At 61.2% G+C, this 17796-nt stretch carries 14 protein-coding genes and 1 pseudogene; 7 read left to right on the top strand and 8 right to left on the bottom strand.

Going from position 1 to position 17796, the window contains the following annotated elements; genetic code table 11:
• Positions 1 to 852 precede the first annotated feature (852 nt).
• From NLF94_RS03720 to NLF94_RS03730, 3 genes are all read right to left on the bottom strand, one after another.
• A complete protein-coding gene (locus tag NLF94_RS03720) occupies positions 853 to 1074 on the bottom strand; it encodes a hypothetical protein (protein ID WP_254840127.1) in 222 nt (73 codons plus the stop codon).
• On the bottom strand, positions 1071 to 1922 hold the full coding sequence (locus tag NLF94_RS03725) for a hypothetical protein (RefSeq protein ID WP_254840128.1): 852 nt from the start codon (positions 1920 to 1922) through the stop codon (positions 1071 to 1073). The genes NLF94_RS03720 and NLF94_RS03725 overlap by 4 nt, the downstream gene beginning before the upstream one ends.
• Positions 1923 to 2575: 653 nt before the next feature.
• On the bottom strand, positions 2576 to 3364 hold the full coding sequence (locus NLF94_RS03730; RefSeq protein WP_254841397.1) for an ABC transporter ATP-binding protein: 789 nt from the start codon (positions 3362 to 3364) through the stop codon (positions 2576 to 2578).
• A gap of 370 nt (positions 3365 to 3734) precedes the next feature.
• Here NLF94_RS03730 and NLF94_RS03735 point away from each other — a divergent pair, with 370 nt between their 5' ends.
• From NLF94_RS03735 to NLF94_RS03750, 4 genes are all read left to right on the top strand, one after another.
• Positions 3735 to 3902: a hypothetical protein gene (locus NLF94_RS03735; RefSeq protein ID WP_254840129.1), complete on the top strand. Its 168-nt coding sequence runs from the start codon at positions 3735 to 3737 to the stop codon at positions 3900 to 3902.
• 284 nt (positions 3903 to 4186) lie between these two features.
• Entirely contained in the window at positions 4187 to 6712 is a 2526-nt protein-coding gene (locus tag NLF94_RS03740; protein ID WP_254840130.1) for a sensor histidine kinase, read from the top strand.
• Between the two features lie 243 nt (positions 6713 to 6955).
• On the top strand, positions 6956 to 8086 hold the full coding sequence (locus tag NLF94_RS03745) for a sensor histidine kinase (protein WP_254840131.1): 1131 nt from the start codon (positions 6956 to 6958) through the stop codon (positions 8084 to 8086).
• 30 nt (positions 8087 to 8116) lie between these two features.
• Positions 8117 to 9715, top strand: coding sequence for a bacterio-opsin activator domain-containing protein (locus NLF94_RS03750; protein WP_254840132.1), 1599 nt, complete (start codon positions 8117 to 8119; stop codon positions 9713 to 9715).
• Between the two features lie 2 nt (positions 9716 to 9717).
• Here NLF94_RS03750 and NLF94_RS03755 read toward each other — a convergent pair whose 3' ends face one another.
• The 3 genes and pseudogenes from NLF94_RS03755 to NLF94_RS03760 form a co-directional block, all read right to left on the bottom strand.
• Entirely contained in the window at positions 9718 to 10302 is a 585-nt protein-coding gene (locus NLF94_RS03755; protein WP_350355840.1) for a response regulator, read from the bottom strand.
• A 258-nt stretch (positions 10303 to 10560) separates the two neighbouring features.
• A pseudogene (locus NLF94_RS21105) lies at positions 10561 to 10821 on the bottom strand (hypothetical protein); the annotation flags it as partial.
• 499 nt (positions 10822 to 11320) lie between these two features.
• Positions 11321 to 11773 (bottom strand): DUF5518 domain-containing protein, encoded by a 453-nt coding sequence (locus NLF94_RS03760; protein WP_350355841.1) that lies wholly within the window; start codon positions 11771 to 11773, stop codon positions 11321 to 11323.
• Between the two features lie 520 nt (positions 11774 to 12293).
• On the opposite strand from NLF94_RS03760, the gene NLF94_RS03765 reads away from it, so the two are divergent.
• Both NLF94_RS03765 and NLF94_RS03770 read left to right on the top strand, forming a co-directional pair.
• Positions 12294 to 12950 (top strand): AIM24 family protein, encoded by a 657-nt coding sequence (locus NLF94_RS03765; RefSeq protein ID WP_254840135.1) that lies wholly within the window; start codon positions 12294 to 12296, stop codon positions 12948 to 12950.
• A 484-nt stretch (positions 12951 to 13434) separates the two neighbouring features.
• The gene (locus NLF94_RS03770) at positions 13435 to 13794 is read left to right on the top strand and encodes a response regulator (protein WP_254841398.1); all 360 of its coding nucleotides are present in this window, start codon (positions 13435 to 13437) and stop codon (positions 13792 to 13794) included.
• 239 nt (positions 13795 to 14033) lie between these two features.
• Here NLF94_RS03770 and NLF94_RS03775 read toward each other — a convergent pair whose 3' ends face one another.
• Together NLF94_RS03775 and NLF94_RS03780 are read right to left on the bottom strand one after the other, a co-directional pair.
• Positions 14034 to 14954 carry a DUF4097 family beta strand repeat-containing protein gene (locus NLF94_RS03775; protein ID WP_254840136.1) on the bottom strand — a complete coding sequence of 307 codons (921 nt, stop codon included), beginning with the start codon at positions 14952 to 14954 and terminating at the stop codon, positions 14034 to 14036.
• 697 nt (positions 14955 to 15651) lie between these two features.
• Positions 15652 to 16482, bottom strand: coding sequence for an IS5 family transposase (locus tag NLF94_RS03780; protein ID WP_254838845.1), 831 nt, complete (start codon positions 16480 to 16482; stop codon positions 15652 to 15654).
• A 113-nt stretch (positions 16483 to 16595) separates the two neighbouring features.
• On the opposite strand from NLF94_RS03780, the gene NLF94_RS03785 reads away from it, so the two are divergent.
• A complete protein-coding gene (locus NLF94_RS03785) occupies positions 16596 to 17786 on the top strand; it encodes an RNA-guided endonuclease InsQ/TnpB family protein (protein WP_254840137.1) in 1191 nt (396 codons plus the stop codon).
• The last annotated feature ends 10 nt before the right edge of the window (positions 17787 to 17796 follow it).

Below are 17796 nucleotides of genomic sequence, written 5' to 3' on the forward strand. Positions count from 1 at the left end.
GCCAACCCGGCGAATCGCCGGTAAACAGTTACGACCGACTGTACGAGGACTACTGACTCCTCGGGTGCAGGCCGGTCTCCGCGGTCACGTACACGATTCTGTCTAGGGCGGTCACAACGCCTGTCTTCCCGGGCGTCTACCAATTCGGACAGCCACAAGCCCGAAATACGACTGTGAGAATCGTGGCGTTCCTGCCAGCAGTCGGCCTCTCAAATCTGCTGACTCCGGTCGGTAGTTGCCGACCCCCCGTGCGGTTCCGGTTCCTCTGTCAGTGCCGCTGCCAGCAGGATAGTAACTCCCATGATAGCATGCACGGCAGTAAACAGGGGACTACTCAGAACATACATGACGCAAGCGGTGGCAACATTCGCAGCCACCAATGACGCTGTGTACAATTTGCTGAAACCGTTCATCCTGTCCTATGTGTTGAACGCATCCATCGTATCTACGGGTGCTAGCAATCGTAACCGCACGGGGAACGTCCGTCTAGTAATAGCGAGACGGAGTGACGGAACACTCACGGCGCAATCGTTTCAACTCAACGTCAAATAATGCCGAAATCGTAGGTCCGATATCCCCGGAGCATCCGGTCAGAAACCCGGTGAGACAGGTGAATCACAGCCTTTCGAACTCGATGACGGGAGTAGCAACTACGACCTCGTGCTGACTACACCTCTGTATTCAGCAGCCGGATTCGAGCCGTATCACGTACCGAATAGCAGGTTCGCCGGATGAGACGGGAGTCTCGTTCTCGGGAATCGATTCGTACGCTCGTCGAAACGTGGCCGAACTGTCTGATTCGTCGGACCCGTCCGTTTGCCGAATGGATCACTCCGGTCGTGAGACACGTCGTCAGGCCGACTGATGACGGTAGGCCTCCACGCGTCGGACGGCAGTCCGGTACGCGAGCGGAACCGACAGGACGCTTCCCGCCAGAACAACCGCGCTGGCCAGCATCAGCATCCCCGCTCCGATACCGAGTTCCCAGGGAAGCCACCGCGACAGTAGCAGCGACCCCATGTCACGGGCAGTCTCGTTGCTCAGGACCGTCGCGGAAACGACAGTCAGACTCACGTACACCGAAAAGAGGCTGTATGCCCGTTTGCTCGGCGGGACTGCCTGTTTCGACCCGCTGAAACTGACCGCGTCGAACCGCGGGTAGATCGACCCCAGGCCGGTTGCGACGACTGCCCCCCGACGACCGAAGCGATACTCACCACACCGAGGGTGGCGAGTGCCGTCGGGGGATGTCCGGCGATGACCCCGGTACCGACAGCAAGCCCGGCAGTTACCGGCCCACCCAGGAGTGTGGCTGCGACGACGTTCCCGTGCACGACCGACCGTGGACCCGTCGGTGCCGTCAGCAGCGTCGAGAGCATCGATCCCTGGTTACCGAGTGGGTTCAACGGCAGCACTGCACCGGCGGCCCACGCGCCGTACCCGACGACGGACCACGGCACGAACCACGGGAGAGTGCCGCTCGTCACGAACGTGTCGACAAACGAGATCGCTGCCACAATCGGTGGTGCCACGAAGACGAACTGAAGCGGCGAGCGCACCGCTCGGAGCAGCGTCGTGCCGGCGATGGCACACGTCGACGGCGCCCGACAGACACGCGCAAGAACAGTGTCGACAGCGTGGGCAGGTGCCGTCGGGCGCTCGCTCTCCTCGCCGTCGCTCGCGTGAGCGGCGTCCGCGACCCACGCGTATCGAGCGGCTGGCACCGACAGTAGCAGGCCACCGACGCTGACCAGGGCCGTCAGTCCGAGCACGCCGACTGCGCCTGTCGCGTTCGCGTCCGCGCCAGCGGTGGTAAGGAGCGCGAGGTCCCCGAGCCACGCGACCGGTGGCACCTGAAAGAGGGGTTCCAGCCGTTCGACGACCCCCAGCAGTCCGCCCGTTACGGACAGCGAGAGGTACACGAGACCGAGACCGAGACCGACTGCAGTCGTGAATCGCGCGAGTCGCGGTGACCGACGGAGAAACCCCTTGAGCGTGAGCCCGGTCGGGTAGCCGACCGCCGGCCGCCACCGGGATGACGACTGCGGCAGCGAGCATGCCCACCACCGGGAGCGGTGACCCGGTTCCGGCAGCCAGTCCTGCACCGGCCGCGAGCCCGAGACTGAGGGTGTACGCCGAAAGCTTGCTCGCGGCCGCGATCAGCTTGCCACCGACGATGTCGGGTATCGGCCGAATCGTCAGGTAGTGGCCGTCGTTGTCGAGGCTCCCGTTGCTCCCGACACTGTCGAAAACGCTGACTACGGAGAGAAACAGCCAGAACACACCTGTTGCGGTGAACAGCCACGCTGGTGGGGACGCGGCCTGGGTGAGCGTCGACCCGACATCGCGCGCTGCGTCGAAGGTGAGCCACCCGAGGAACAGGTACATGCCCCCCACGACGAGCATGAACACGACCCAGAAGTCCTGGTTTCTGACCCACCGGTACCCTCTGAGTAGATCGACCCGGACGAACTCCAGGCTGTTCCGCGGCGATGGCACGGCAGCCCGGCACTCGGGTCCGTATTCGCTGGCGGTCGTGGCCGCCCCGTCGGACTGTCCGCGCTCCTGTGACGAACTACCGGCCATTTCTCACTCCCGTGTGGACGTCGGTCTCCATCTCCGACGGGATACCGTGGCTCCCCGTGGCGTCCCGTTCGTCGGTGATCTCCAGGAACGCCGTTTCGAGGTCGGGGGATTCGTCCGCCCGGGTCTTGAGTTCCGACGGCGGGGCTTCTGCGACAAGCGTCCCGTCGTCGATGACCCCGATAGTGTCGGCGAGTTCATCGACGACCGGGAGAATGTGGGTCGAGAGGAGCACTGTCATCTCCTGGGTGACGAGGTCGGCGATCGTGTCCCGGACGGTGCGGGCCGCACGGGGGTCGAGACCGCTGGTCGGTTCGTCGAGTAGCACGACGTCGGGGTGGTGAAACAGCGTGCCAATGATGCCGACTTTCTTTCTCATCCCGGTCGAGTACGAAGCGATTCGCCTGTCGGCGTCTGCCCGGAGGTCGAACCTGTCCAGCAGCCTTTCGATGCGTGCGTCGGCCTCCTCGTCGGGGATGCCGTGTAGCCGAGCGACGTGGCGAAGCTGTTCCCAGCCGGTGAGTTCGTCGAAGACGGGTGGGTCGGCGGGGAGGTACCCGATGTGCTGTGCCAGTTGCGAACGGTTCGTGATCGGGACCCCGGCGACTTCTGCGGTGCCAGCCGTCGGTTCGGTGAGCGCGACCAGCATTCGCATCGTCGTCGTCTTCCCTGCCCCGTTTGGACCGGGGAAGCCGTAGACCGTTCCGTCAGGGATGGTCAGAGAGAGGTCATCGACGGCCCGTTCGTCGTCGTATCGTTTCGTGAGTCCGTCGGCGTCTATCGCTTAGCTGCTCGTCTGTGGACAGGAGTTGACCAGTCAAACGGTTAAAGGCCTCTTTCGGGTTTCTCTGACAGAGATGTCCCCGTTTAATTTAAATATAGGTCGACGATTGTTCGGTTCCTGTCGTGTCGACGTTCGCTGTGGCCAGTCGGTAGCTATGCCAGCATGGTGCGAGGTAGGCACCGCACCAGAACAGGTGTACGGGATCGTTTTCCGAGAGTGTGCAACTGCAGACGACGTCGGGGGGCAGGACAGCGTCCTAGAGCAGTGTCTCTGTTCCAGAGACTGCGACGGTGGTTGTTATTAACAGCCAGTAGAGGTCAGACTGGGAATGACAGGCCAGCGCCATTGCTCGGACTGCGACGTTGCAATGGAGAAGACGAATGTAACGGCTGAGGGGGTCGGAGACCTCTACATCGAAACTGAGAGAGATGGTGGTGTCCTCGATCGCCTCGCTATCGGGTACCAGACCCCGATCTACGGATTTTTGTGCCCGGACTGTGGCGCGACCCGACTGTATGCCGACCTCTCCGAGTAGGCAACCACGATGGCCGAAATCGGGGAGGTACGTCTCGACGGCGTGTTCGTCACGCGAGACGCTATTTAAGTAATAATCTGAAACGTACTACCGGAGATCGAGCGACCGGTGTACACCTACTGGGCTACGCTGCTGGAGACAGTTGCAATCCCGACATACGGACCACTCCACGGATGTACAGCCCCGCTACGATAGTCCGTGTCCGTCTCACGTAGGGGGTACCCAGTCGGACACCTCCTGTGCAGTGGTCTTAATTGCGTTCGCGACAAGTGGAAACTGTTCGCATGAACGGGACCAGTGGGGGTTTCGAGCCCGAGCTACTGGTGGCAACAGAGGACCAGTCGTTCGGCAGAGCGGTCGTCGACGCGGTCGAGAGAGCGGGGGTGGCGGCGAGCGCAGAACGCGTCGAACCAGCGACCGGTGGTTTTATACGGCGCGATACTGGCGGGTTTGAGGGCGCTATCGTGGACGGCGAGGTAGCCGAGCCGGCAACTGTCGTCGAGCGCCTCACCGAGAGGGCGGCACTTCCGGTCGTCCTCCTGAGCGAGTCGTCCGGGGCTGACGACACGGTCGCCCGTGCTATCGAGGCGGGAGCGACCGATATCTTTCCACGGACGACAGCGCGTGCGCAGTACGAACTCGTCGTCAACCGACTGGTTGCCGACGACTCCCCGGAGGGAACGCGGCCGACGGCGGAGGGAGACACCACCTACCAGCAGGCCTACGAGGCCCTGTTCGAGAAGATTTCCGAGGGACTGGTCGTCCACGACCCGGAGACCGGCGAGATCGTCGATGTGAACGAGCGGTTCTGCGAGATGAACGGCTACGAGCGGTCAGAACTGCTCGGCGAGTCGATCGGTATGCTGCTCACAGACACGAACGATTACGGACCGGAAGCGGCCAGAAAGAGGATCCGGCGAGCGCGTACCGAAGGGCCACAGCGCTTCGAGTGGCGCAACCAACGCCGGGACGGCGAGATCTTCCCGGTCGAAGTCGATCTGACCGTGATCGAACTGGGCAATACGGAGCGGGTTCTCGCAAGCGTTCAGGACGTCACCGAGCGCAAGCGCCGCGAGCAGGAGTACGAACAGATCTTCAACGGGGTAAACGACAGCATCACCGTCCACGACGCGGAGACGGGGGAGCTACTCGACGTCAACGACGCGTTCTGTGATCTGGTCGGCCACGACCGCGAGGAAATCATCGAGAGCGGCGTCATGGAGTACACCCCGAGCGGGCAGGGCTACACGGCCGAGGAAGCCAAGGAGTTCATCCGAGAGGTGGTCGAGACGGGTGAACCCAAACGGACCGAGTGGGCCGTCGAGACGGCCGACGGCGAGATCCGGCAACTCGAGGTGACGGGCACGACCGTGGAGATCGGTGGCGACCTCCGCTACGTCGCTATCGACCGCGACATCACCGAGCGCAAGCGCCGCGAGCAGGAGTTCGAGCAGATTTTCCACGGAGTCAACGATGGGATCACAATCCACGACCCCGATACCGGTGAGATACTCGACGCCAACGAAACGTACCTCGATATCTTCGGGCACGACGATGTCGAAACGGTTCGGGAGCTCGGGATCGGGGGGCTCAGCGTTACTGAAGAGGGGTATACCGAGGAGCGGGCACGAGCCCTCATCAACGATGTCGCGGTAAGCGAGGAGCCGAGAACCGTCGAGTGGCAAATCGAAACGGCAGATGGCGAGCAGCGGTGGTTCGAATCGACGGTGGCACCTGCGGAGATTGCCGGTGAAAAACGGGTACTCGCCATGCAACGGGACGTTACAGAACGGAAGCGCCGTCAACGGGAGTTCGAGCAGATCTTCAACGGTGTCCAGGACGCAATTGTCGTACTGGACCCGGACACAGTCGAGATTCTCGACGCCAACGAGGCGTTTCTGGACATGTTTGGCTACGAAGATATCGACGAGGTTCGCGAGCAGGGCGTCTCCGGCCTCAGCGTCACCGGAGAGGGATACACCGAACAGCGGGGCCTTGAGATCAACCAGCGCGTGGCGGAGAGCGGCCAGCCGGAGACGTTCGAATGGAAGAACGAAACCCGGTCCGGCGAACGCATCTGGCTCGGAGTCAAGGTCGCACCGGCCGTCATCGGCGGTGAGCAGCGAACCATCGCGATCCACCGAGATGTCACCGACCGCAAGCGCCGCGAACAGCGCCTGGAGGTGTTCAACCGGATTCTGCGCCACAACCTCCGCAACCAACTCGACGTAATCCAGAGCCACGCCGAAGAGTTGGCAGACCCGACGACCGACGACCACGCAGAACGGATCGTCGCTGCTGTCGACGAACTGGCCGGGATCGGTCGACGCGCGCGGGAGGTCGACCGGATCCTGTCAGAGGACAATACGCTGGCGGACGTCGACGTCACCCAGACGCTTCGCGAGACCGTCGAGACCGAGGAACCGACAGACAGCGACGTGTCGGTGACGACCGAACTTCCGGAAGAGACGCGCCTGCGGACCGACGAAGAAACGGTACGGATGGCGGTCGAGAGCGCGCTAGAGAACGCGTTCGAGCACGCAGCGTCGACCGTGACTGTTGCGGTCGAGGACCGGCCCGACGAATGCGTTATCACGGTTGCCGACGACGGACCCGGTATTCCGGAGGACGACCTCATGCCGATCGAAGCACAGACCGAGACGCGTCTCCAGCACGGGAGAGGCCTCGGCCTATGGCAACTCCGGTGGTGTGTGGATCACCTCAACGGAGCGCTGTCCTTCGAGACTGAATCGGGGACGACCGTCCGTATCACGGTACCTGGTCGACGCGAGTCGGGTCGCCCCGACTGATACTGCGACCGTTTTCAGGACGGGTATCACTATGACACCGGACCGTGTCGTCTCGAACAGTCCGTAACGCCTATTGTCTCAGTGTTCGGTACTTCTAGAGTGTCCGGCTATGGGTCAAGGGTGCCAACGTAGTGTATATGACAGCGACGACGCTACGCCGACCCATGCATCGGCAGCCCGGTCACGGTCGGCGGCACCGATGGACTACAGGTTGGCTCCCCCGATGGAGGGCCGGTGATCTCGATGGGCAGTGACCCGGAAGCGCCCGGCCAAGACGGCCCGGACACGGTCTCGATCGACGCGTTCCCGGACCCGGTCTTCGGATACGAACACCGAGAGGAGCACCCGGTTATCACCCAATGGAACGACGCATTCGAGCGGGCGTTCGCCGGCGTCTCGACCGAGACGCCCGTCCGCGACTGGCTTCTGACGGAGACGGACGCCGACGACGAGACGGTTGAGGCGGTCTGTTCGGCACTCGACGACGAGGGCCAAGTCGACTCGGCGGTCACGGTCGACCGGACCGACGGCGGGACGACCGCTACCGAAGAGTACCGCCTCAGAACGCTGGACGAGACCGGGGGTGAGGGAACTGATGCCGACAGATATCTCGTGGCGACGGCCACCGGGTCTCCCGGGTCCTCGGGCGTGGAAGTCGATCGGATCGCGAGCATCATCAGCCACGACCTCCGGAACCCGCTCGACGTCGCCAACGCTCACCTCCGTGCCGCCCAGAAATCGGGCGACGAGGAGCACTTCGATCAGGTCGAACAGGCCCACGACCGGATGGAACGGATCGTCCGGAACGTGCTGACGCTGGCCCGGGGCAAACACGTACTCAACGTCACCGCCGAGGTAGACGTCGAGGCGGTGGCACGAGACGCGTGGGGGACCGTCGAGACCGGACCGGCGTCGCTCGTGGTCGAAGAGGACCTGCCGGAGACCGACGCCGACCCCGACCGCCTGCAACGACTGTTCGAGAATCTGTTCCGAAACGCCGTAGAGCACGCCTCTACGAGCCCTCCGTCGCAAGCTCCGGAAGACGCCGCCAAGCACGCGCAGGACTCGGAAGAGGAGAATACGGCCGGTGTGAGCGGTCGTGACGAGTCGTCCGCCTCTCGCGGCGTGCAGATCACCGTCGGCCGAACGGATGGCGGGTTCTTCGTGGCCGACGACGGCGTGGGGATCCCGGCCGACGAACGCGAGCATGTGTTCGAACCGGGCTACTCCGCGAGTGGGACGAACAACGGGACCGGGCTCGGACTGACAATCGTCGAGCGAATCGCCGAGGCACACGACTGGACGGTCTCGCTTGCGACCGGGTCGGCCGGCGGCGCGAGATTCGAGTTTCACCCGTCCTCGGACGGCGACTGACCGCGTGTCGAGGTGCACGCGGACCAGACAATGACACTGGATGACCGACTGCAAGCGGCCCCGATAGGGGTCATCGAGACGAGCACCGACGGACGCGTCGTCGACGCAAACGAGGCCGCGGCGACGACGCTCGAAACAACGCCGGAGTCGCTTCACGGAACCGATATCCGAGACGAATTTCCAAAGTCGGCCGCCGGTACGCTCCGGGCGACGTTCGACGGGGATTCCGTGACCGCCCGTTCCTTCGAGGAGTACTACCCACGGATCGACCGCTGGCTAAGCGTCGACGTCCACGTCGGCGAGACAATCCTCGTGTACGTCCGCGATCGGACCGAACGGAGAGAGGACGCGGAGCGCGTCGAACGCCTGGAACGGCGACTCGAACGGGTACAGGACATAAACGGGCTGGTCGCGGCGGTGTTGCGGCGGGTCATCGACGCGTCCGACCGGACGGCAGTGGGCCAGACCGTCTGCGAGCGACTGGGTGGGACCGACCGCTACCGGTTCGCATGGGTCGGCGAACGTGATTTCCCGGACGACAGCCTCCAGACACTCGCTGCCGCCGGTGATGCACCCGATCTGCGAGATCAGATCGGCGACGCGCTCGAAGCAGAAGGGACGCTCCCCGAACAGACAGCGCTCGAAACCGGGGAGACGCAGGTCGTCGCGGCGATCGCCGAGGACGAGACCGTCCCGCGTGGTGTCCGGCGGGCAGCGTTCGGCAACGGCCTCCAGTCGTGTCTCGCGGTCCCGCTCGCCTACCGGGACACGACGTACGGCGTGGTGTCGGTGTACTCGGGACGCGAAGACGGGTTCAGCGACGGGGAACGCGCCGGCCTGGAGACGCTCGGTCGCGTCGCCGGCTTCGCGATACGTGCGCTCCGACAGGAGGACCTCCTGGTCGCCGACACCCTCACCGAAGTAACCATCGACGTCGGCGACGAGTCCGTGCCGCTGGTCCGGGCGGCCCGCGAGGCCGGATGCCCGATCGCGCTGGAGGGCGCTGTCCCCCGTGGTGACGGCGCCGTCGTCTGCTATCTCGACACAGAGCAGGGGGGTGACGATACTGGCGCGACTGCAGAGGGATCCGACGGTATGGTTTCGGAACTCGAAGACATGCTGGCCGACGACGAGGCAGTCACCGACGTACGTCGGATCGAGGACGAGGGGGGCCCGCAGTTACAGGCCACGCTCGTCAGCGAGACGCCGGTCACCACGCTCGTCGCCTGGGGGGCGACCGTGACCAGTGCCGAGTACACCGCCGACTCCGGTCGACTCGTCGCCGAGGCACCGCCCGACGGGGACGTTCGACGACTGGTCGAGGCCGTCGACGCGACGGCCGCGGAGACGGATCTCGTGTCCAAAGCGGAGACGCCGCGGACGTCCGACTCCCCCGAGGCGTTCCGGAGCGACCTCGACGAACGCCTGACCGACAGGCAACGGACGGTGTTGCGGACCGCCCACCTGTCGGGGTATTTCGCCTCGCCGCGCGGGAGCACGTCCGAAGAGGTGGCGGAGACGCTCGACATCGCCGGTTCGACGCTACTGTATCACCTCCGGCGGGCCGAACAGGAACTCGTCGGCGCGTACTTCGAAACCGACCGTGAGTCGCCTCCCACAGACGGCTGAGGTCAGTACTCGTTTCGGTCGATACCGTCGAACGACGACAGCATCTCCTCGGCCTCGGGCAGAAGTGACCGGACCCGTTCCTCGACGACCGAGAGACGGGCTTCGATGTCGGCGAGTTCGCCGTCGTCTTCGAGGTCCTCCGCTGGCAACTGCGCGGTGACGACCGCCCGGGTCGACTCGATGCGAAAGTACTCGCCCAGCAGTTCATACGCGAGCACCTGACACTGCTGATCGACGGCGGCGATAACGTCCGCCCGGTCGACCGGTTTCGAGAGGTAATCGTCGAATGGCATGTCGAGGACGTCCAGATCGGGGTCGATGGCTGTCACCATGATCACCCGCGTTTCGAGTTCGCGCTCCCGGATGCGCCCCAACACCTCGTCGCCGGACATCGCCGGCATATGACGGTCGAGGAGGACCACATCGGGGACGCGCCCGTTGTCGACGGTGTCCAGTGCCGCCTCTCCGCTGTAGGCGACGGTTACCTCCGCGACGTCCTCGAGTCGCAGTGCGTACGCGTCCGCGACCGTCTTTTCGTCGTCGACCATCAGAACACGCGGTTCCGACACACGCATCCCATCGCTCATGTTGTCTACGTATTGTGACGCGACCCTACTAATATCCCGGTCGAACGCTAGCAGCCGGGCTCTCGCACACGTCCGGACAAGTCCTTCACTGACACTCGTGCTCTACCGACCAGCGCCCTGGAGAATCGGTCCCGTTCGGTCAGTGACCCTGTGAAGTCGTCACCGCGTGCGTTTCGTGTTCCGGGACTTCCAGGCGGCGCACGACGTGACGCCGACAAGAATACCGCCGACCAGAGAGACTTCGACCACCTGACGAGCCTATCCCGGTGCGTCCAAGAGCCCAGTGACGATGGGGATACCAGCGGTCGTGAAAAACAGGCAGGTAACACAGATTCGCAGTATTTCGGCCGACCCGAGACGAGAAGTCAGCAGCATCTCAGCGGTGCCCATCGCGACGAACCCGACGCCGAGGAGTGCCAACCGCGGATCAAGCCACGAGCCCGACAACACGACACTCCCGATCACGAGTCCGACTATCAGCAGGCCAGACGCCGTGGCCACCAACGCCCATCGACCACCGGCTGGTTCCCGAACAGATTAGCCGTGATTCGATTTGTGATACCCATTCTTCGTATCCTCAGTGGACATCGGCCGATTCCGGGGGGTCTCGTTTGGGCGCGTTCCATCCGAGTACCGTACTGAGACCGACGAAGATTGCGGCACAGTCGCCGATAACCGCGAGGATCGACCACAGCGAGAGTCCGTTCTGGACGATCGCCTGTGCCGACTGGGATGCGAGAACGATTCACGTCACTAGTGCTGCCGCGCCAACGGCTTGGAGGGCATGCAGGCGATCGTTCGCCCTCTGTGCGCATAAAAGGACGGGCACAGACACCTGACGCGAGAACATCATCCGGCAGTCCAGAGACGGGTGTCTCAGACGCCGTGTGGAGAATCGACGGGGACAGGCAACGTGCGAATTGACCACCAGATATTCTGCCAGTTCAAAGAAATGTTTCACTGTTCGTGCGAGATACAGGCGCCTATGCAGCACTGGTGGTAGCTCACTATCGCTTGGTCACGATGCTTGATCGACCCTGAAACCGGCGACAGTTTTTGCTACCCAGCCACCAATTCGACCGGAAATTAGGCCGAATACCGGCGAGATACACAGAAGCATCACGACGGCAATGAGGAAGAACACAATCGTATTGAGAGACCACGTTACAGTCGTTCCTTCTGTGAGAATAAAGACAAACACTCCGATCATTCCGCCCAGAAACCCAGCACGGAGTCCAGCAGTACTCGGCTCTACCGAGCGGTTAGCTGCGACAGCTCCTGCGATTATTGACCCAACTAGCATTACCCCACCACCGACAGTCGTCTCGGAGTTCGGAAGCCAGTTTATTACGGCAGTGGCGGGTAATGCAGCTACCGTTCCGAGAATCGCAACGCGCCAGGCCTGAGGAATCCGACGGATTCGGGCATTCGAGAGCATACGTTGTATTGTATAACTGTATATATAGTCCATTCCTCGAGTTGCTGACTCTGAAACGATACAGGGGACTTTTGTTTGCTGAGCAGCCGCGGTGTACGGCTGGTTCGGTGTTCGGAGAAGAATACTGAGTGATTTGCTGACTACACGCGCGGGGCCTTGTTTAGACGCGGTGCAAATCGTCCGCAGCGGCGGTTGGGCAAAAGACGTAATCGGGGCGAAAAATATTCTCCGACGGATACCGATCCCTAGACACAGTTACTAACCGACCTCCTCAAGAGCGTCTAAACAAGGCTCACGCTCTGTATCTTGCACGGGTATCCTACCACCTGACGGATATATCAATATGTCTCACGTTAGATTCCTTGCCTATATTGACCGGTTCGATAGCAGGTCCATAGACGCCGGAGTGACTAAAAAACGCAGGTATTCAACTTGCTCTTCTATACTCACTATAAGTTACTCTGGCACTGTCTCTGAGCATGAAACGGGCCTGTAGGCTTTTTTGCTGGCGGAATGAACTCTTCATAGAGCCACCTTGGCTCAGTGAGATACAATGGATCTCGACCGATTCAAGTCACAAAACCTCCCGACGGAGTCCGATGAGACGTTCCAACTCGAGAACAGTTACACGCTCGACGTGACCGTCGATGGTTCGATAATGACGAAGGCCGGAGCGATGATCGCCTACTCCGGTGAACTCTCGTTCACCGGCCAGGCCTCCGCCGAGGGCGGGGTCACCGGCTTCCTGAAGGAAGCCGCTACCAACGAGGGAACGCCGATAATGAACGTCGAAGGCAGCGGCCACGTCTACCTGGCCGATCAACAGAAGAAGGTACAGCTTCTCCAGCTCGAGGCCGGAGAGTCGATCACTGTCAACGGCGAGGACATCCTCGCCTTCGAGTCCGGCATCTCCTATGAGATCGATACGATTGACAGTCTCGCTGGCGCGTTCGCCGGCGGGTTCACCAACGTCTATCTCGAGGGCCCTGGTCACGTCGCCATCACCACCCACGGCGATCCGATGGTCTTCGTGCCGCCCGTCTCAACCGACCCGAGTGCGACCGTCGCCTGGAGCGACACGAAACCGAACATCGAGACCAACACGAACCTCTCGGACATGATCGGACAGGAGTCGGGCGAGCGTTTCCAGATGAACTTCGCCGGTGACAGCGGGTTCGTTATCGTCCAGCCCTACGAGGAACTCAGATAGGCATATATCATCCACCTTCTGCGAGTGGGACAGTCACGGCTGAACGACTGAGATTTTACTACAGCGTCGAAAGCGGTGGTGCAGAATGATTCTCAAAGTCTAATTCAACGGATCTTGATTACCCGACCCGAATATGCAAACCAGAGATTCAGCCTGATATCTGTCCTCTACCGGCGTGGAATCTATCGCCGCTGCAAAATAGAAATCTGGCAGCGCAAGATGTGGGAAAACTTTCGGCGTACTTCCTCAAGCTGTTTCAGGATTGCATTAAACTCCGTGCTTTCCGGGCAACAGTATAGCAACTGATCCCGACGATGGCAGAAGCATCACCACTTCGGTCAAGACCGTTTGACGACGACGAGTGAGAGAGATCTGAGAGTCCCCTCAGCGCTGCTTGGTCATCTCTTCCTGCGCCATAATTTTGTTGTGATTATATTCACTAGCAAAAAATATACTGGTTGAATTTTAAGAAAACATTCAAATTATCCACGTCGATGACGAACCCGACTTTACATACCTCACCGCCACGTTTCTTGAACGTGAAAGCGACCAGTTCGCCGTCGAGACAGCAACCAGCGCCGACGAGGGGCTTGAGATAGTCGCTGACCGCCCGCCCGACTGTATCGTCTCGGACTACAATATGCCCGGTATGGACGGGATCGAATTTCTCGAAACCGTTTGCAACGAACATCCGGAGTTGCCGTTCATTCTTTTTACCGGCAAGGGCGGCGAGGACGTTGCCAGTGACGCGCCCAGAGCAGGTGCGACCGATTCCATTCGAAAACAGTCCGGGTCCGAACAGTACGAACTACTCGCCAATCGGATCCAGAACGCCGTCGAATAATGTAGGGGGTAACGAAACGGTGAGTCTCCGACCGATACGAGACGCGCGACCGAGTCTGTCTCTATTCGACGTAGGTTTCTCAGCTGACAACATTGCCGGAGGAGCACTATCTAGTTGGAGGTGTTTGAGAAGTGAGCGGCTCGTATTGAGTGGTATCTATGACACTCACAGGCCCACTGGGAAAGAATCAGAGGCATATAATGAAGACGTTTTCGACGCGACGTGATCCGAGGAACCGCCTACGACAGCGCTTCGAGCGAGACTCGTCCGTCGTCGACATCGACCGTCAGTCGGTCGCTCCCGTCACCGATGCGTCCGCGAAACTCGTTGCCGGCGGACTCGACCTCGTCGAATACGTCGCCGTCGAGTTGTACTGTCCCATCGTTCTGAGTACAGACGACTGTGGCGTCGAGCGACGGCGACAGCCGAACCGTCACGTCACAGTCGTCCGCTCTGACGACCGAGTCGTCGGCGACCCCGTCGACAGAGAGGTCCAGGTCCCCGTCGTCTACCCGGACGTCACCGAGCGTTGCCGGTTCGTTCATCGTGACCGCGCCGTCGTCCAGTTCGGCGCTGAACCTGTCTACCTGGTCGACCGTGACGTCCCCGTCGTCACCGTCGACGCTGAGTTCGCCGTCGAGCGGGCCGATGTCGGCGTCCCCGTCGTCTATCGAGAGTGCGAGTTCTCCAGAAACGTTCCTCACAGTGGCCTCGCCGTCGTCCACGTCGAGTTCGGTCACCCGGACGCCCATCGGAACCCGTACCGTGAGCGATTCGAGCCCGCCGCCCCCGACGCCGACGATGGGGCCGGTGGAGCGCTCTTCGCTGATGTCGAGTCGTCCGTTCGTCACCTCTCTCACGACCTCGATGTCGCTCAACTCCGTCTGTCCGACAGCGTACTTCGTCGCCTCGATCCGAACGTCTTCGCCGTCCCAGGCTTCGACCGTCGTCTCACCGTCGTCGCTGTTTACCGCGATGGTCTCGACGTCGGCGCTCACGTCGTACTGGACGTCGGTCGCCTCTCGCTCGGTGTCGCCGAATCCCGCACAGCCCGCAAGCGCGACGGCGCCACCGAGGCCGACCGCTGTGAGAACCTGTCGGCGTGGCACGTCGGGTCCGGTGTGAGACTCTTCGTCGGCAGTCCGGTCAGACTGGCTCATACCTGCTCGTTATCCGAGCCACAAGAAAGAAGGTGAATCACAGTCTCAACGGCAGAAACTCTCTGTCTGGAGACAGTTTCGTCGCGGGGGAGCGGAGTCGCCGCCAGCGCGTGGGGGGAGTGGGGTGGTACGTCGATGCCACCGGTGGCCCCGAGTGGATCACAGATTACTCAACCAGTTCGATACCTGCCTGGGTTCGGGAGGCCAGGAAAACGGAGGGTAGTGGAGGGTGCGGGGATGTCACAGGGCGGGTGGCCGGATACTCGGCCACCTCCAGCCACGCGTGGGCAGGGGTTGGTGGGAGCGTCGGATACTTCTCGAGGGGCGCCTCCGACCGGCGGCTACGTACACATACTGGCGGTTGGATAATGAAGGCCGACGGCGCGTCTCTGGTTCTGAAACAGGCCAGGAGGGGTCAGTCGGCAGTCGGAGCAGGGTGACTGGAAGCCGAGGATTCCTCGTCAGCATCACCGTCGCTGGACCCACCTCGCCAGCGGCGAACGGAGTGAAGTACCCCGCGCACGGTGGCGCGGGGCGTCCGTGTTTACTCACGCACCGCTGAGGCAACGGACTTCAACAGTTCGGAGGTGGAGTCCCCTTCCTCAAGGAGCGAACCGTAGGTGAGCGAGTAGGGAGGGGAGGAAACCGACAATACACACAATATTTGGCTCCATTGAATCGCCATAGGGAGTTGGAATCAGCGGGTCACGTACTGTTTGATGTTGTAGACGAGACACATCAGGACGATCTCACGGAACTCACGGTACCATTCACGCGCTCGGACGGCGGAGCCGTACGAGCGCTTGACCGAGGAGTTCACTGTCTCTGTCATTGAGCGCTGATTGTAGAGATCATCCTCGATTCGTGCGTTGTGCGCGTGGTCGTAGGGTGCGAAGACGCGATGTTTCACGAGCGGGCGTATTCCCATGTCTCGGAGGGTCTCACGCAATGGCTGGCTGTCGTAGCCTTTGTCCGCGGCAAGGGTCTGCAACTCGCCCGCGTATCGGCGGGCGAGTTGCGCACAGACCTCTGCGTCACTTCCTTCTCGTGTGGTCGTGCAATGCACGTCTAAGATCGCTTGCGTCTCTGTATCGACGAGTTTCGTCGCTTCGACCGTCTGGACGCGGTAATCAGTACGGTCGCAGTAGTGTTTGCTCGCCGGTGACCGCTCGTAGTAGGTTGCGTCAACGGCGACGTGTGGCGACGGGTCGTGCAGCTGCGCCGAGTGGCGCAGCAGCACTCGCCAAACCTGCATCACGATCTTATCAAGCCACTTATTCAACGTCGATGGGTCCGGGAGATCGTCGGCCTCAAGGCCGACGACCTCCAGAATTGGCGGCATCACCTCTAATCGGTCGATGATCATCTCGTAGGTTTCGTCGAGGAAAATCCGCAGCCCATGGAGGGAAATCATCGCGTATTCCGCGAAGCTGCCGCCGCCTTCCGGGGCGGCAGCTTCGTCGGGATCGTCGCAATAACTTTTGGCCAGCGACACCATTTCCTCGGTGAAGCGGGTGGTGATGTTCATCCAAACTGCCACTCACCCGCTTCAACTCCTTTGATTTACCGACCGATCCCGCTGCCATCTAGTGATTCAATGGAGCCCAATATTTACATACCTACGACTCTTGATTGAATGTAATGGCATCGGGCGACGAGCATTTCCACAGAGCAGTCATCACTCGTCTTGATGGGCTCTCCGCCGAGGACGAGAAACTGCTCCATGCAACCGTCGAAGCGTGGCTCGACGGCTGTAACATCGCCTCAGACATGGCGTGGAACGTCTGTAATACGAAGTCCGATGTCGAATCGCTTGCCAAAACGACCGTCCAATCAGAGACAGGACTCAATTCCCAGCACTCGATACTCGCCTGTTACGAGGCCTCTAGTGCAATCAATTCCTGCATCGAGCGCAAACAGCAGGGCAAGAAAGCAAGTCAACCGCAGTTCACTACGAAGAGCATGGTCTATGACCGTCGCACAATGACGGTCTTTGCTGATAAAGGGCGAGTCTCACTGACGACGCTCGGTGACCATAGTCGGGTCCGAGCTGCCCTCGCGCTACCACAGAACGGCGATGGGTACCAACACCAGTACCTCGATAGTGACGAGTGGGAGTACACGGAAAGCACGCTGCACTACCGTGACGGCGACTGGCACTTGCACCTCGGGTATCGCAAGCCGAAGCCTGAATCCAAGCCAACGACGCAGAACGGAACGGTTCTGGGTGTTGACCTTGGCGTTAACCAGATTGCCGTCACGAGCACAGCTCGGTTCTTCGACGGCGATACGCTTGCGCACAAGCGACGTGAGTTCGAACGAATCCGTGGAAACCTCCAAGAGACGGGAACGCAGTCAGCCCACCGTACGATAGACGAGCTGAGCGGGCGTGAAGACGAGTACGTAAAACATGTCATGCACTTCGTGGCGAATGGAATTATCGAAGAAGCTCTGACGCACGACTGCGATGTCATCGTCTTCGAGGAGCTGGATGGGATTCGTGAAGATCTCCAGCAGGCGAACTGGCATGCGGAGTGGGCATTCAGAAAGCTCCGCGAGTTCGTGGCGTACAAAGCCAAGGCGGAAGGGCTGTACGTTGATACGGTGAATCCCGAGAACACGTCGAAGCGGTGCAACGAGTGCGGACATATAAGCAATAGCAACCGAAGCCATGGAGAATTCGAGTGTGAGCGCTGTGGCAAGCAGAATCACGCGGACTATAACGCAGCGAAAAACATTGCGGAACTGTATCTCCTGCGGGGCCATCAGCCGTCGCGTGGGAGGAGCGTCAGTCAATACGCTCTGAAGTCAGGTCCGAGGACACCGAGTTAGCAGGCGTACA

Origin of the sequence: Natronomonas marina (assembly GCF_024298905.1) — an archaeon.
GTDB classification, from domain to species: domain Archaea; phylum Halobacteriota; class Halobacteria; order Halobacteriales; family Haloarculaceae; genus Natronomonas; species Natronomonas marina.

Coding starts and splice junctions, on each gene's coding strand:
- NLF94_RS03735 (WP_254840129.1), top strand. CDS start 3,735: ATGGAGAAGACGAATGTAACGGCTGAGGGGGTCGGAGACCTCTACATC.
- NLF94_RS03740 (WP_254840130.1), top strand. CDS start 4,187: ATGAACGGGACCAGTGGGGGTTTCGAGCCCGAGCTACTGGTGGCAACA.
- NLF94_RS03745 (WP_254840131.1), top strand. CDS start 6,956: ATGGGCAGTGACCCGGAAGCGCCCGGCCAAGACGGCCCGGACACGGTC.
- NLF94_RS03750 (WP_254840132.1), top strand. CDS start 8,117: ATGACACTGGATGACCGACTGCAAGCGGCCCCGATAGGGGTCATCGAG.
- NLF94_RS03755 (WP_350355840.1), bottom strand. CDS start 10,302: ATGAGCGATGGGATGCGTGTGTCGGAACCGCGTGTTCTGATGGTCGAC.
- NLF94_RS03760 (WP_350355841.1), bottom strand. CDS start 11,773: ATGGACTATATATACAGTTATACAATACAACGTATGCTCTCGAATGCC.
- NLF94_RS03765 (WP_254840135.1), top strand. CDS start 12,294: ATGGATCTCGACCGATTCAAGTCACAAAACCTCCCGACGGAGTCCGAT.
- NLF94_RS03775 (WP_254840136.1), bottom strand. CDS start 14,954: ATGAGCCAGTCTGACCGGACTGCCGACGAAGAGTCTCACACCGGACCC.
- NLF94_RS03780 (WP_254838845.1), bottom strand. CDS start 16,482: ATGAACATCACCACCCGCTTCACCGAGGAAATGGTGTCGCTGGCCAAA.
- NLF94_RS03785 (WP_254840137.1), top strand. CDS start 16,596: ATGGCATCGGGCGACGAGCATTTCCACAGAGCAGTCATCACTCGTCTT.